The organism is Seongchinamella unica, from assembly GCF_004354085.1.
Lineage (GTDB): Bacteria > Pseudomonadota > Gammaproteobacteria > Pseudomonadales > Halieaceae > Halioglobus > Halioglobus unicus.
Window position 1 is genome coordinate 575,490 of the sequence record NZ_SMSE01000001.1, and the last position, 13,614, is coordinate 589,103.

Below are 13,614 nucleotides of genomic sequence, written 5' to 3' on the forward strand. Positions count from 1 at the left end.
TACATAATTCAGTTGATGCTGTAAAAGCGGTGTCCCGCCTTGAGCACCTCGGCTGACTCGACCCGGCGCTGCCCTCCTTCGGGCAGCACTGCCGCCTTGCCGGGAGCGGCCACCTGCAGTGAGTGCCTCTGCTTCAGGAAAGTGCGCTCAAAGTACTGCTGCCACTGGACCCTGTCCAGGGCCTCAATGGCGTCTGCCAGCTGCTGCCTGCCGTCAAACGCGTACTGCTTCTTGGCAATGGACTGCCAGAAGAACTCGGCCCGCTCCCACAGGTTTTTGTGAGGGCGCAGCACCTCACTGACCAGGGCCTGCTGGTGGCGGGCAAACTGCTCATCATCGAGAGACCCCGCGACCCCGCCCAGGAAAGCATCCATGGCGCTGGCCAGACCCGCCGTGTCAGCTACCGGCGACTGGATGAGCATGACCAGGCCGGGCACGTCCAGCTGCGACCAGTAAAACGCACTGACGATGTAACCCAGCTGTTGCTCGGTGCGCAGCTGCTGGAAAAAGCCTGACTTCATAATCTGCGCGGTCAACGACGTGGCGGCACGATCCTGCCAGGCGTTGCCGGCGCCCTGCAGATACCAGGCCAGCACAGCGTCGTCGTGTTCGACATCGACCGGATAGAGCACGGATTCACCCGCTTCGAGCTTCAACACCTTCAGCTCAGGCAGATCCGGCGCTGCCTCATCGGGCAGGACCTTGTCCAGTCGGGCCGCCAGCCCGGGGACGGCATCCCTGGCGTAGTTGCCGTAAATCAGGGCCTCGGCACTGGCACTGTTCCAGAACGCCTGCGCATAGTCGTGGACATCGTTAACCGACACGTTCTGCAACACGTCGATCAGTGGCTGCTCTCCCCACTCACCGTACAGCAGGCTCTCGCGGAGATCGTCCAGGACCTGGCTGCTGGGCCGCTTGGCGACGGCGTTTTCCAGCGAGCGGATCATATCCTTGCGAATATTTTCAAATCGCTGGGGATCGAAGTCAGGGCTCGCCATGACCGACAACAGTTTGTCCAGCAGCACATCCTGCTTGTCGTTGTAACCGCTGATGCGCAGGCTGATACCCTGGGCGTGTTTGTACAGGTTGAAATTGAGTCCGGCCAGCAGCGCCGGATAGGTGAACTCATTGACCCGGTCCTTGAGCAATGCCGTATACAGCACCGCGAGGGCCGTTTGCCGCGGGCTCTGGCTCACCAGCGGAGAGCGGAAATTGATATAGGTCGCCCCCCGGGGCAGGCGGAACTCTTCGTCCTGCATAAACCAGATCTGCTTGCGTTGCTCCTCCAGCATCCGCTCCGGTGCCGCCGGGTTATCGTTGTCAATTTTTACCAGTGACACATCTTCAGCGATAAATGCATTGGGGGCAGGCAGGTGCAAAGCGCCCTCGGCCGCCGCACCACGCCAGTCGGCCAACTGCCGGGCATCCAGGCGCTCAACAGAATAGGGAACAGCGTAGTGTTCCGACACCCGGTCGGTGGCGACATCCGCGTCCTCCAGCACCACCAGTGCGTTGGCGGGAACAATGTCGGCCATCAGTTCGCGCAACATAGCGGCGTCGTAGTCGCTCATGATGTAGGCGCCCTGCAGGACATCCACCGGATCGTAATACTGCATGCCGCCAGCAAGTCCCTGCACGTATCCCATGGGATTGCCCTCCTCCTTGAATCGGAAGGCCAGCTCGGCCAGGCGCGACTGCTCCTCGTAGAGCCATTCTTTCGGCCCCTGTTCGCGCAGCATGTCCATGTAGGCAAACAACAGCTGCAACACCCTTTCATGCTTCTCCACGCCCTCCTCGGTGAGGGTGACCGAGACACTGAACAGGGCTCCGCCACGCCAGCCCAGGCCGGACCCGGCGGCAAGACTCTCCACCAGGCCCTCCGACTTCAGCTGGGACAGCAGACTGCCCTCCCCCTCGTGACCTACCAGATTTCCCAGATAGGAAAGCGGTTTGGCGCGGTATTCAGACCGGTAATCGGCAATGGGAAACAGCACCTGCATCTGCCGCAGTGTCGCCTGGGGCTTTATCTGCAGGAACATCGGCAAATCCCCCTCGACAAAGATGGGCGCGGAAATCGGCTCATGCTCGAAGTCCTTGTTCGGCACTTCCGAGAACATGGGTACGACCAGGCTTTCCAGCTCATCCAGAGACTCGGAGCCGAGCACCACCAGCCGCATTACATTGGCCGAGTAGTGTTCATCGTAGAACCTCAACAGCTCGTCGCGAATGCTGGAGTCTGGCCGGTCGGCGAGGCTCTCCAGGCTGCCCACCGCAAACTGGCTGAAGGGGTGCTGTTCATTCATCACTTCCTGCAACACGTCCAGGCCGCGACGGGGATCGCTCTTGAGTCCCATCTGGTATTCCGCCTCCACAGCGTTCTTCTCGCGATCCACATATTCGGCGTCAAACCTGGGGGCGATAAAAAACTGGGCAAACCGATCGAGCGCTTCCGGCAGATAAGGGGCATTGATATCGAAGAAGTAGTTGGTGTGCTCAAAGCTGGTGAACGCATTGCGGTTGCCACCGTGCTCGGTCACAAATTCCTCGTACTCGGCCGCATCGGGGTACTTGTCGGTACCCAGGAACAACATGTGCTCCAGGAAATGGGCAAGCCCTCCGCGATCGGGCGGATTGTCACCGGAGCCGACGTGAACATCGAGCGAAGCCGCCGCCTTGGGAGTATCGGGATCCGAGATCAACAATACCTGCATCTCGTTATCAAGCGTCAGCAGGCGATACTCGCGCTCGTCGTTGGGGCTCTGCACCGGGCTGATTCCCGACTCGGGCGGCACGGCGCAGGCCACCAGCAGGACAGAGACCACCATCCCCGCCAGAAGCTGCCACTTCTGTCGACTCACATTCATTCGCATCAATTACTCCGTGGAAACAGTTGCTTCGGGCCCGGCCACGGGCTCCATATCGGGTGTCGGCCAGGAATTGATAATGGCTTTGATGAGCGTTGCCAGGGGTATCGCAAAAAACACCCCCCACAACCCCCAGATACCGCCAAAAAAAAGAATGGCGAGGATAATCGCCACCGGATGCAGGTTGACCGCTTCAGAAAACAAAAACGGCACCAAGACGTTGCCATCAAGCCCCTGGATGACCAGATAGACAACACACAGCGTGTAAAATTCCGTGGCAAAGCCCCACTGGAAGAACCCGACGGCGACCACCGGCAGGGTTACCAGGGCCGCGCCAATATAGGGAATAATCACCGACAGGCCCACCAGCAGCCCCAGCAGGGCCGCATAGTTGAGCCCCATCCAGGCAAAGGCGAGATAACTGACCGAACCGACGATAATAATCTCCAGTACCTTGCCGCGGGCGTAGTTGGCAAACTGCTGATTCATCTCCCCCCAGATGGTGGTGAGCAGCGGGCGTTTTTCGGGCAGGAAACGGACCAGCCAGTCAATGATCTGCTGCCGGTCCCGCAGGAAAAAGAAAACCAGCATGGGAATCAGGATCAGGTAAACCATCAGGGTGAACAGTCCCGGGAGCGAGGCCAGCGATCGGGTCACCAGCACCTGCCCAAGATTCGCCGCTTCCGCCTGGGCCCTACCCACCAGCTCGTTCATCTGCTGAGCGGTAAAGATTTCCGGGTAGCGCTCCGGCAGCACGCTCAAAAGCTGCCGCCCCTGGTCGAGGTAGCGGGGCAATTCGCTGGCCAGTGCCAGCAACTGGCGCCAGACCAACGGCAACAGCCCGAGGGTAAAGCCAAAAAAGGCGCCGATAAACACGGTGTAGGAGAGGGTCAGGCCCAGCCAGGAGGGCACCCCGTGGCTTTGCAGCTGGCTGGACAGACCCTGCATCAGGTAAGCCAGCACCAGGGCCGCCAACAGCGGCGCAAGAATATCGCCAATGGTGACGAGCAGGGCGACGGCAACCGCCAGCAGCACCAGCAGCAGAACGGACTCCTCCTCGAACAGGTAGGTGCGCGACCATTTCTTGAAAATATCCAGCATGCCGTGAACTCCCTCAGGTCAGCTTTTCTGCAACAGGTAGCGGTAGGTGTCGCCGTCTACCTCACTGGCCAGCAGGCGGTGCCCCGATTGCTCGGCAAACACCCGGAAATCGCGCTGGGAGCCGCTGTCCGTTGCCAGCACCCTCAGGCGCTCTCCGCTGGCCATGGCATTGAGGGCCCGCTTTGCCTTGAGCAGCGGCATGGGGCAATCAAGCCCTCTCGCGTCAACTTCGGTTACCGGTACTTCGTTCATTCACGGACTCTGCTCTGGAGTGAAGCGGGACAGTATACGCATTCACCCCCGGGGAATGAACTTTGTCCATTCTAACCGCTCCAAGCAATCGAACCCGCGTCTCCCTGACTGACCCTGCTTGCAGTACAATAGATGACCACTATCACCACCACCACAAGTGACTCAACATCGTGTTATCCCCAATGAGCATGGTCGCTCGCCGCTGGCGCCTGGCCCTGTCACTTCTGCTGTGCTCCCTGCTCGTCACCCGTGTTTACGGCCAGACCGAGGAGCTGAAAATTCCCAACCTGGGTGAGTCCAGTACCAGCCTGTTTTCCGCCGAGTTCGAGCACCAGCTGGGCCGCACCTGGTTGCGGATTTTCCGCAGCCAGGCTCCCACGGTAAACGACCCTCTGCTGTTTGAGTACCTGGAAAACCTCATTTATGACCTGGTCATCCACAGTCAGCTGGCAGACCGACGGGTTGACCTGGTAGTCGTCGACAATCCGACGATTAATGCATTTGCCGTCCCCGGTGGCGTCATTGGCGTACACAACGGCCTGTTACTGTATGCCCAGTCTGAAGACGAACTGGCCACCGTGCTCGCCCACGAAATTGCCCACCTCAGCCAGCGTCACTTCTCGCGCGGGGTGGAGTTCCAGAAAAACCAGGCGCCGATCAATCTGGCGGCGATGCTCGCTGGCCTGGTGATCATGGCCACCGCTGGCGGAGACGCGGGCCTCGCCGCCCTTAGCGCCAGCCAGGCGCTGGCACAGGATTCCGCCCTGCGCTACAGCCGCAGCAACGAACAGGAAGCGGACCGGGTCGGTATGCAGACCCTGGTGGATGCCGGCATGGATCCTCACGCTGCCCCGGCGATGTTCGAGCGGATGTTGCAGGCCTCACGTTACTCAGGCGGGGATCGCATCCCGGAGTTTCTGCGCACCCACCCCCTGTCGGAAAACCGGATAGCGGACACCCGCAACCGGGCGCGGCAGTACCCCAAGACTGTTCGCCCGGTAAGCCTGGACTACCAGTTGATGCGAGCGCGGGTCGTCAACCAGCTGGCCAACACACCGGAAGAGGCAGTACAGCGTTTCCGCGGGGAGCTCGACGGCACACCGCGCTCGCGGGAAGCCGCACAGTACGGTCTGGTCGTTGCGCTGACCAGTGCCGGCCGCGCCGATGAAGCGGCCCTGGAGCTGGACAGCATCTGGTCCGGCGACCCGGATCGACTGGAGTACGTAATCGCAAACGCGGAAATTGAAATGCTGCGCGGCAATGCGGGAAAGGCGGTGACAAAGCTGGAAAAGCAACTGGAGCTGAACCCCGGCAACCACCCGCTGACCATGACCTACGCCAATGCATTGATGAACAACCAGCAGGCACACATTGCCGAGGAAGTGCTGAGCGCACAAAGCAAACGCAAGCCCGGGGACCCGGGGTTGTGGTATCTGCTGGCGGAAGTGCAGGGCCTGTCGGGCAATATCATCGGCCTGCATCAGTCGCGCGCCGAGTATTTTATCCTCAACGGGTACCTGGACCAGGCAGAGAAGCAGTTGAGATACGCCCTCAAACTGGTCAGGAATGACTACCTGACCAGTGCCAAAATCAACCAGCGCCTGAGTGACATCGCCGAGATGCGGCGACAAATGGAGCAGTTCTAGCGCGCCTCAGGCGTTACCTTTTACGGTTACGTTGAGCTCCGCCGCAAAGTCCAGCATGCGCTTCAGGGGCACCATGGCCCGCTCTCCCAGCTCGGGGTCAACGAAGATCTCATTGTCGTCGCGGTCAAATACACCGGCCAGAGACTCCAGCTCATTCATTGCCATCCACGGGCAATTGGCGCAGCTGCGACAGGTCGCTCCCTCACCCGCGGTGGGTGCAATGATGAACTCCTTGTCGGGTGATTCCTGCTGTAGTTTGTAGAAAATGCCCTGGTCGGTAGCGACGATAAAACGCTCGTTAGGCAGTTCCTTCGAGGCCCTGATGATCTGGGTGGTCGAACCTACCCGATCCGCCAGCTCCAACACCGCCGCCGGTGATTCCGGATGCACCAGCACCGCAGCATCCGGATACACCGCCTTGAGGTCGGCAATACCCCGGGCCTTGAACTCTTCGTGCACGATACAGGCACCGTCCCACATAATGATGTCGGCCCCGGTTTGCCGGCGCACATAATCACCGAGGTGCTGGTCCGGCGCCCAGATGATTTTCTCGCCCTGCTCAGCCAGGTGCTCGGCCACATCCAGGGCGATACTGGAAGTCACCACCCAGTCCGCCCGCGCCTTCACGGCGGCAGACGTATTGGCATAGACCACCACCTTCCTGTCCGGGTGCTGGTCGCAGAAAGCGGAGAACTCCTCGATCGGGCAGCCCAGGTCCAGTGAACAGGTCGCTTCCAGGGTTGGCATCAATACCCGCTTGTCAGGCGTCAGTATTTTGGCGGTTTCCCCCATAAACTTCACACCCGCGACCACCAGGGTCCGGGCCGGGTGATCGTGGCCAAAGCGCGCCATCTCGAGGGAGTCGGAGACGCAGCCTCCGGTTTCCTCGGCAAGCGCCTGTACCGCTGGCGAGGTGTAGTAGTGGGCAACCAGAACGGCATCTTCAGCCTCAAGGCGAGCCTTGATCTGCGCCTTCAGAGATGCCTCCTGCTCCGCGCTCAAGCGGTGCTGTTCGGCGTGATCCAGGTGATACTGCACCTGTTCACGAATGGTTTCGAGTTTGTCGGAGGCGATGCTCATGGTCATGTTCGGAGAGGCAAAACGGGCCGGCAAGTCTACCATAGATTGGCAACAGCGTAATTCTGCTTTACCCTCGTTCAACGCAACTGGGAAAGCTGACAAATGGTGAAGTACGACTACGTTAAAACCCGACGGGAAGACGTGACGCAGTACAAGGAAAACCAGCTCCCGGCGATCAAGGCGGTTCTGCGCTGGGTCAGCAGGTTTCAGGCGGGCGTCTTTCGCCTGAGCAAGGGCCGACTGATGAACACCTTTCTTGGAGGCCCCGTATGCATGGTCACCATGACCGGGGCCAAGTCAGGCAAAACCCGGCGGCTGCCTCTCATTCACGTCCCCCACGGGGACAACAAGCTGCTGGTTGCCTCCAGCGGGGGTATGCCCGAAAATCCGGCCTGGTACTACAACATCAAAGCCCACCCGGAGATCAGGATCATGGCCGATGGCCATGAAAAAAACTACATCGCGCGCCAGATCAGCGACGAGGAAAAAGCTGCCCTGTGGCCGGTGCTGCTGGCGGTCTATCCCGATTTCGACGAGTACCAGGCCCGGACCGACCGCAATATCCCCGTTTTCAGCTGCGAACCGGGGAACTGATTACTCCATTTGAAGGGCGAAGCTACAGGCAACAGTCGCACTCAAGGCATGCGCGAGCAGGTCACCCGACCAGAAGAGTCGACCCGAACATGCAGCCACCGCTGTTACGCCTGCGCTAATCGTCTATCCACTCCGGCCAGTCACTGCCAAGTCTGCCGCTCCAGTTGGGCGTCCGCCGTTCAATATAGGCCATGCCGCCTTCAACGGCGTCGGCCCTGGACATACTGTAATGAAGGCAGCAGTTCTCTTTCGCCGCGACCGCGCCGTAACTCATATCCAGACCCTGCCACAGCAGCCTCTTGTGCATGCCCATGGCCAGGGGCGCGGCGTTGGCGACCATATCGCTGGCGATTTCCAGGGCCGTGTCCAGCACCCGGTCAGCAGGGACGCAGCGACCGGCCAGCCCCCAGTCCAGCGCCTCACGACCACTGAGCCGCTGACCGCGCATCAGCAATTCCAGCGCTTTTTCCACGCCGATCATTCGCGGCAGCAGGTACTCCATGGCGAAGTCGGTGACCACCCCGCGACGGGACTGGAGAAAACCGTACTTCCCCTCCTCGGCAAATACCCGGATATCCGCCTGCATGGCGATCCCAAGGCCAACACCTACCGCATGGCCGTTACAGGCCGCGATCACTGGTTTTCGCACCTCAAATGCCTGCATCGACAACGGACAGGATGCAACCTCCCCACTGACCGCGTTGCCATCGAAGGTTTCACCCCCGCCGCTCATGTCAGCTCCGGCACAGAAACTGGATCCGACACCGGTCACCACCACTGCCCCGATGGCATCGTCCGTATCACAGCGCCGGTAAGCAGTTCCCAGCCCCTCAATCATGCCCGGCGAGAGTGTATTGTGATCTCCGGGGCGGTTGAGCGTGATAACGGCCACCCCCTGTTCCAGCTCAAACAGCACATCTTCGGTCATCGGTCTTGTCCCTGGAAATACAGTCGCTAGCATAGTACATCCCTGCGGCGGGCCAATGGCGAACGCGGCCAGCGGTCATACGCACCCTCGCCAAGGGCAGGAGACATGGTAATTTTTAATAAACTATAAGTAGAATTTCGCTGAATTATTCCGTATAACCTCATGTTATATAAAGGATAAGCGCCTATTGACCTGATTATTATTGAGGGACGCAGGCGGCAACAATCGGCGGATGACCGGGAACTAGCGTTGGAACAACACACGGTACTGATTATTTCCGAGAGCAGCGCGGATCATGCGATCCTCTCTGCCTCTCTCGGTCGTGCCGTACCTGCGCGTTTTAACCTGGCCTCTTCCGAGTCCATGGACCGCCCGCTTGAGGCGCTGCTGGACCCCATGGTTGACGCGGTCATCATGGCCTACGGCCCTGAAACCGAGTACCTGCTGCGACTGGCCCAGAAAAACCAGGCCACTGTTCCCCTTATCCTGTTGCTGGACGAGCAGGACGACCGGTTGGCCGAACAACTGCGCGAGTACGGTGCGCAGGATTATCTGGTCAGAGGCCAGCTGCAGGACGCCCTGGTGCACAGGGTCCTGGATTACTCGATTCAGCTGAAGCGGGCCCGGGACACGATAAAGCAGCTCTCCAGTCGCGATTCGCTCACCGGCGCCCTCAACCGGACCGGGTTCAGGGCCCACATGGAACGGGCCATGGAGCGCAGCGAGCGCTATGGCTTTAGCACCGCACTGCTCTATATCAACATGGATCAGTTCGCCAATATTAACGACCACTACGGCGAAACCGACGGCGATCTGTTGATCAAGACCATTTCCCGCCGCCTGATCAACAAGATGCGCAGCACAGACAGTATTGCCCGCCTCGGTGGTGATGAATTTGCGATTGTGCTGGAGGACGTCAGCAGTGTGAAAGATGTGGAATTGATCGCCGAAAAGATGATCAAGTCCATCACTGCCCCGATGATTCTGAGCGAACAGCAGGTCTCCATCGATGCCAGTATTGGCGCGGTGATCTACCCCGATGACGGCAAGGAGTTCCCGGAGCTGGTGGACTATGCACGCTCGGCGATGCAGGAGGCCAAGAGTGTCGCCGGCAGTAAATTTGTCCGTTACAGCGAACAACTGTCATTCGACCACGGCGGCAGTACATCACTGGCTGCAGAGCTGCGGACCGCAGTGCGCAAAAACCAGTTTGAACTGCATTACCAGCCACGCATTGACCTGGCCACCGGCCGCCTGTGTGGCCTGGAGGCGCTGTTGCGCTGGAATCACCCCGAGCGCGGCCTGCTCTGCCCGGGGGAATTTATTGCTGCCTGCGAAGATATGGGCCTGATGCGCACTATCGGCTATCAGGTGATTCAGCACGCCTGCTCCGCCCAGGTCTGGATGGAGGAACAGGGCATCCGCGACGTGGATGTGGCAGTGAATATCTCTTTCTCCCAGTTCCAGGACGATCGCTTCGGGGATATCGTCAAGGACATTATCAAGCGCAGTGGCTCCGACGCTTCCCGGCTCGAGTTCGAGCTGACCGAAACCACGATTTTGAAGAGCCCCGATGCGGTCAAACGGCGCATGGACGAACTGCGCCAGTTGGGCATTTCCTTCTCGCTGGATGACTTCGGTACCGGCTTCTCCCAGCTCTCCCACCTGACCGAACTGCCAATTTCGGCACTGAAGATCGACGCCCGTTTTGTCCGCGACCTGCCCAACAGCCCGCAACAGGAAGCGGTGTGTACCATGATCATCGAAATGGCCAGGCGACTGGGCATGATGGTCGTGGCGGAAGGAGCTGAGACCCACGAGCAGGTTGAATACCTGCGAGAGCAGCAGTGCCAGCAGGTGCAGGGTTTTTACTACAGCCCGGCGATTCCCCTGCAGCAGCTGCCGCGCTTCGTGAAAGAACTTCACTTCAAACGGCGCGAGCCCCTGTTTTCCTGAACTCGCTCGTTAACGGCGCCGGCTAATAGACAACGCAGTTACGGCCTTTTTTCTTTGCCTTGTACAGTTTGGTATCGGCCGCGGAAAGCACGGATTCCGGGTCGGGATGGTTATCGCCCCGGGCGGCGATCCCTGCACTCACCGTCACGCTCACCTGGTCGGATTTGAGCTTTGTTGCGCCCCTGCGGCGTGACCCTTCTTTTGCCCGCGCCGGCCGCCGTTTGCGATCGCGGATGGACATCTTGTAGTTGGCAATGCTCTCCCGGACCTGGTCCATCGCGGCAGCACAGTCCTCAGTGGATCGGCGGGGGAAAACCACACAAAATTCTTCGCCGCCATAGCGGTAGGCCGTGCCGCCATTGCCGACTTGTTTGACCCGGGAAGCGACCAGCTTGAGAACATCATCCCCTACATCGTGGCCGTGGGTATCGTTGAATTTCTTGAAATGATCAACATCCAGCATGGCGATACTGTAGCGTCGGCCCAATGTATTGAGCCGTTCATTGAGAGCGCGGCGACCGAGCAGCCCGGTGAGGTCATCGCGATAGGCCATCGAATGGGAACTGCGCAGCAGTCCCCAGACCACACTGAGACCACCGGCAATGCCCATCACCACGGAAATATCGTCCAGGTGCAGCAGCGCCAGCGAGAAAAAACCCGCAGCGAGGACGCCGGCGAGCGCCACTTCCGTCTCGCTGTCGCGCACTATCACCAGCACAAGGGCCAGGAATCCCACCGCCGCGAATAGCAGGCTGGCGCCGCTGGAAAGTATATAGCCCTCCAACGGCTTGGCGGAGAACAGGCCCCGGGTGGCAGCATCGGCGCCATTTATCCCGTCTGCGATCACAAAACACAGACCCGCGAGCCCCAGGAAGAAGACAGCGGTGAGCAGTCCGTAGGTGTTGAACAAGCCCCGTTCCGGTGCCAGTAACAGGTATGCACAAAGCAACGGAACGCCAAGACTGGCCACCAGAAACAACCGGGCTGCATCCGGCTCACCCAGGCTGACCTGAAGGTAATTCTGGATCAGCCAGAACAACGAGGCAGTACCCACAGCCGCCAGTAGCAAACGCAGCCGCTGGAACTGGTAGGCGATGACCAGGCAGGCCATGGCAACGAAATAAGGGAGGTTGGCGACGATAATCCTGGTTTCGTCACCCAGTTGATCAAGATAGCCGCGAGCCAGCAGGCCACCGCCGACAATGACCGTCGGTGCCAGCAGCCTGATTAGCGCAGCCCAGTGCACACGCATCCCGCTTTCATCACCCCGTCGTCCCGGTTCTTATACGTCCCGTTCGCCTGCTTACCCTTTCTACCATTCGGGCTAGGCGATACCTTCCAGTGATGATAGCCTAGAAAACCTATAACAGCATTACCTCATAACTCCATGTCCAGCGACAACCGTGCACACCAACGGGCAAAAATTCTCGTCTGCGATGACGATATCAATGTTCGGCTGCTTACCCGCCAGTGCCTGGAGGCGGAAAACATGGTGGTGGTGGAAGCCGCTGACGGCCTCGAAGCCCTGGACGTGTTCACTCGGGAACGACCCGACCTCGTCTTCCTGGATGTAGAAATGCCCGGCATGACCGGGCTGGAAGTGTGCCAACGCCTGCGGCAAATGCCCCAGGGTGAATCCATTCCAATCATGATTGTCACCGGTTCCGATGATCGCCAATCCATCGACCAGGGCTTCGAGGCGGGGGCGACCCAGTACAAGACCAAGCCAGTGAACTGGTCCCTGCTGGGACGGGATGTACAATACATGTTGCGGGCAAGTGACGCCTTCAACGCCCTCAAGCGGCAGGAGGATCGCCTCCGCTACCTGGCCTACTACGACCCGCTGACCAGCCTCCCCAACAGGCGCAGTTTCAACGAACAGCTCAATCGAATCCTGAAGCGCTGCCGTCGCCACAAGACCAGCGCCGCCCTGCTGTTCATCGACCTGGACCACTTCAAGCGGATCAATGACTCCATCGGCCACGGCCGCGGTGACCGCCTGCTGGTGGAAATAGCCAAGCGGCTGACCAACGAGCTGCGCGAAGACGACGCGATCAACTACTACACAGACAACAGCGCCGAGGACGAAAACGAGGACGCCAGCACCGAGATCGCCCGGCTGGGCGGCGACGAATTCACCGTTGTACTGTCTGACATCAACGATGCCATGCAGGTGGAACGGGTGGCCAAGCGCATTCTCGACAGCCTGTCCGAACCGATCGCCCTGCAGACCCATAATCCGGTTGTAACCCCCAGTGTCGGTATCGCCCTGTTTCCCCAGGATGGCGAGGACCCGGACACACTGGTGCGCAATGCCGATACCGCCATGTACGCGGCAAAGGCCCACGGCCGGGCTTGTTACCGATTCTACGACGAGGCCATGAACGCCCTGGCGGTGGAGCAGCTCAAAATGGAGGAAGAGCTACGCGATGCCATGCGCAATCACGAGCTCGAGCTCCGCTACCAACCGCAGATTGACACCAACAGTGGTGAGGTAGTGAGCATGGAAGCCCTTGTTCGCTGGAAGCACCCGGAACGGGGCATGGTCTCACCCCTGACTTTCATTCCCGTGGCCGAGCGCACGGGACAGATTATCGAGCTGGGCGCCTGGGTGATGGGCGAGGTCGCGCGCCACTGCCATTACTGGGACTCCATGGGGCTAAAACCCTTTCGCGTATGCGTCAATATTTCCCCACTGCAGTTCAACCAGACCAATCTGCCGCAGTCGATCGGCAAGTTCCTGAAAGAATCGGGAATGGACGCAGGACGCCTGGAACTGGAACTCACCGAGAGCGCCATCATGACTGACGCGCAAACCAATATCGAGAGACTCCAGCAGTTGAAGGCGCTGGGGCTGGAATTAGCCGTGGATGATTTCGGCACCGGCTATTCTTCGCTCAGCTACCTGAAGCGCTTTCCTATCGACACCCTGAAAATCGATCAGAGCTTCGTCGCCGACCTCGATAGCGCCGATGGTGCCGCCATCGTCGACGCTATCATCGCCCTGTCGAAGACCCTGAATCTGAGGGTGATCGCCGAGGGCATCGAAGACAAGGAACAGCTCGATTACCTCGTCAAGCGCGGCTGTGACCTGCTGCAGGGTTACTACTTCTCACGGCCGATTTACCCTGAAGACGTACCGGACATGTTGCGCCAGAATTTCTCCGAGGCGCTGAACCAATCTTGATCGATT

General features: G+C 59.6%; 10 protein-coding genes. 4 read left to right on the plus strand and 6 right to left on the minus strand.

All coding sequences use genetic code 11. The features are described 5' to 3' along the window. Nucleotides 1-8 precede the first annotated feature (8 nt). Genes E2F43_RS02625 through E2F43_RS02635 form a run of 3 tightly spaced genes read right to left on the minus strand, consistent with a single transcriptional unit; the run spans nucleotide 9 to nucleotide 4,217 of the window. Complete coding sequence (locus tag E2F43_RS02625) at nucleotides 9-2,870, minus strand: insulinase family protein (RefSeq protein WP_238946712.1); 2,862 nt, start codon at nucleotides 2,868-2,870, stop codon at nucleotides 9-11. A 3-nt stretch (nucleotides 2,871-2,873) separates the two neighbouring features. Further along, nucleotides 2,874-3,965, minus strand: a complete 1,092-nt coding sequence (locus E2F43_RS02630; protein WP_133209310.1) for an AI-2E family transporter — start codon at nucleotides 3,963-3,965, stop codon at nucleotides 2,874-2,876. 18 nt (nucleotides 3,966-3,983) lie between these two features. Further along, nucleotides 3,984-4,217, minus strand: coding sequence for a sulfurtransferase TusA family protein (locus E2F43_RS02635; RefSeq protein WP_133209311.1), 234 nt, complete (start codon nucleotides 4,215-4,217; stop codon nucleotides 3,984-3,986). A 182-nt stretch (nucleotides 4,218-4,399) separates the two neighbouring features. On the opposite strand from E2F43_RS02635, the gene E2F43_RS02640 reads away from it, so the two are divergent. After that, nucleotides 4,400-5,863 carry a M48 family metalloprotease gene (locus tag E2F43_RS02640; protein ID WP_133209312.1) on the plus strand — a complete coding sequence of 488 codons (1,464 nt, stop codon included), beginning with the start codon at nucleotides 4,400-4,402 and terminating at the stop codon, nucleotides 5,861-5,863. Nucleotides 5,864-5,869: 6 nt separating this feature from the next. Here the strand turns inward: E2F43_RS02640 and nadA are convergent, their stop codons facing one another. After that, the gene (gene nadA / locus E2F43_RS02645; RefSeq protein WP_133209313.1) at nucleotides 5,870-6,943 is read right to left on the minus strand and encodes a quinolinate synthase NadA; all 1,074 of its coding nucleotides are present in this window, start codon (nucleotides 6,941-6,943) and stop codon (nucleotides 5,870-5,872) included. 102 nt (nucleotides 6,944-7,045) lie between these two features. On the opposite strand from nadA, the gene E2F43_RS02650 reads away from it, so the two are divergent. Then, the gene (locus tag E2F43_RS02650; protein ID WP_133209314.1) at nucleotides 7,046-7,537 is read left to right on the plus strand and encodes a nitroreductase family deazaflavin-dependent oxidoreductase; all 492 of its coding nucleotides are present in this window, start codon (nucleotides 7,046-7,048) and stop codon (nucleotides 7,535-7,537) included. Between the two features lie 115 nt (nucleotides 7,538-7,652). Here the strand turns inward: E2F43_RS02650 and E2F43_RS02655 are convergent, their stop codons facing one another. Beyond that, on the minus strand, nucleotides 7,653-8,465 hold the full coding sequence (locus E2F43_RS02655) for an enoyl-CoA hydratase/isomerase family protein (RefSeq protein WP_165954162.1): 813 nt from the start codon (nucleotides 8,463-8,465) through the stop codon (nucleotides 7,653-7,655). A gap of 249 nt (nucleotides 8,466-8,714) precedes the next feature. Between E2F43_RS02655 and E2F43_RS02660 the strand changes: the two genes are divergently transcribed. Further along, entirely contained in the window at nucleotides 8,715-10,421 is a 1,707-nt protein-coding gene (locus tag E2F43_RS02660; RefSeq protein ID WP_133209316.1) for a putative bifunctional diguanylate cyclase/phosphodiesterase, read from the plus strand. A gap of 22 nt (nucleotides 10,422-10,443) precedes the next feature. Here E2F43_RS02660 and E2F43_RS02665 read toward each other — a convergent pair whose 3' ends face one another. Beyond that, complete coding sequence (locus E2F43_RS02665; RefSeq protein WP_133209317.1) at nucleotides 10,444-11,673, minus strand: GGDEF domain-containing protein; 1,230 nt, start codon at nucleotides 11,671-11,673, stop codon at nucleotides 10,444-10,446. A gap of 135 nt (nucleotides 11,674-11,808) precedes the next feature. Here E2F43_RS02665 and E2F43_RS02670 point away from each other — a divergent pair, with 135 nt between their 5' ends. Next, nucleotides 11,809-13,608 (plus strand): putative bifunctional diguanylate cyclase/phosphodiesterase, encoded by a 1,800-nt coding sequence (locus E2F43_RS02670; protein WP_133209318.1) that lies wholly within the window; start codon nucleotides 11,809-11,811, stop codon nucleotides 13,606-13,608. Nucleotides 13,609-13,614: the final 6 nt, after the last annotated feature.

Bases quoted from the DNA above. Each gene is read 5' to 3' on its own strand.
- E2F43_RS02625 (WP_238946712.1), bottom strand. From the start codon at position 2,870: ATGCGAATGAATGTGAGTCGACAGAAGTGGCAGCTTCTGGCGGGGATG.
- E2F43_RS02630 (WP_133209310.1), bottom strand. From the start codon at position 3,965: ATGCTGGATATTTTCAAGAAATGGTCGCGCACCTACCTGTTCGAGGAG.
- E2F43_RS02635 (WP_133209311.1), bottom strand. From the start codon at position 4,217: ATGAACGAAGTACCGGTAACCGAAGTTGACGCGAGAGGGCTTGATTGC.
- E2F43_RS02640 (WP_133209312.1), top strand. From the start codon at position 4,400: ATGAGCATGGTCGCTCGCCGCTGGCGCCTGGCCCTGTCACTTCTGCTG.
- nadA (WP_133209313.1), bottom strand. From the start codon at position 6,943: ATGAGCATCGCCTCCGACAAACTCGAAACCATTCGTGAACAGGTGCAG.
- E2F43_RS02650 (WP_133209314.1), top strand. From the start codon at position 7,046: ATGGTGAAGTACGACTACGTTAAAACCCGACGGGAAGACGTGACGCAG.
- E2F43_RS02655 (WP_165954162.1), bottom strand. From the start codon at position 8,465: ATGACCGAAGATGTGCTGTTTGAGCTGGAACAGGGGGTGGCCGTTATC.
- E2F43_RS02665 (WP_133209317.1), bottom strand. From the start codon at position 11,673: ATGCGTGTGCACTGGGCTGCGCTAATCAGGCTGCTGGCACCGACGGTC.
- E2F43_RS02670 (WP_133209318.1), top strand. From the start codon at position 11,809: ATGTCCAGCGACAACCGTGCACACCAACGGGCAAAAATTCTCGTCTGC.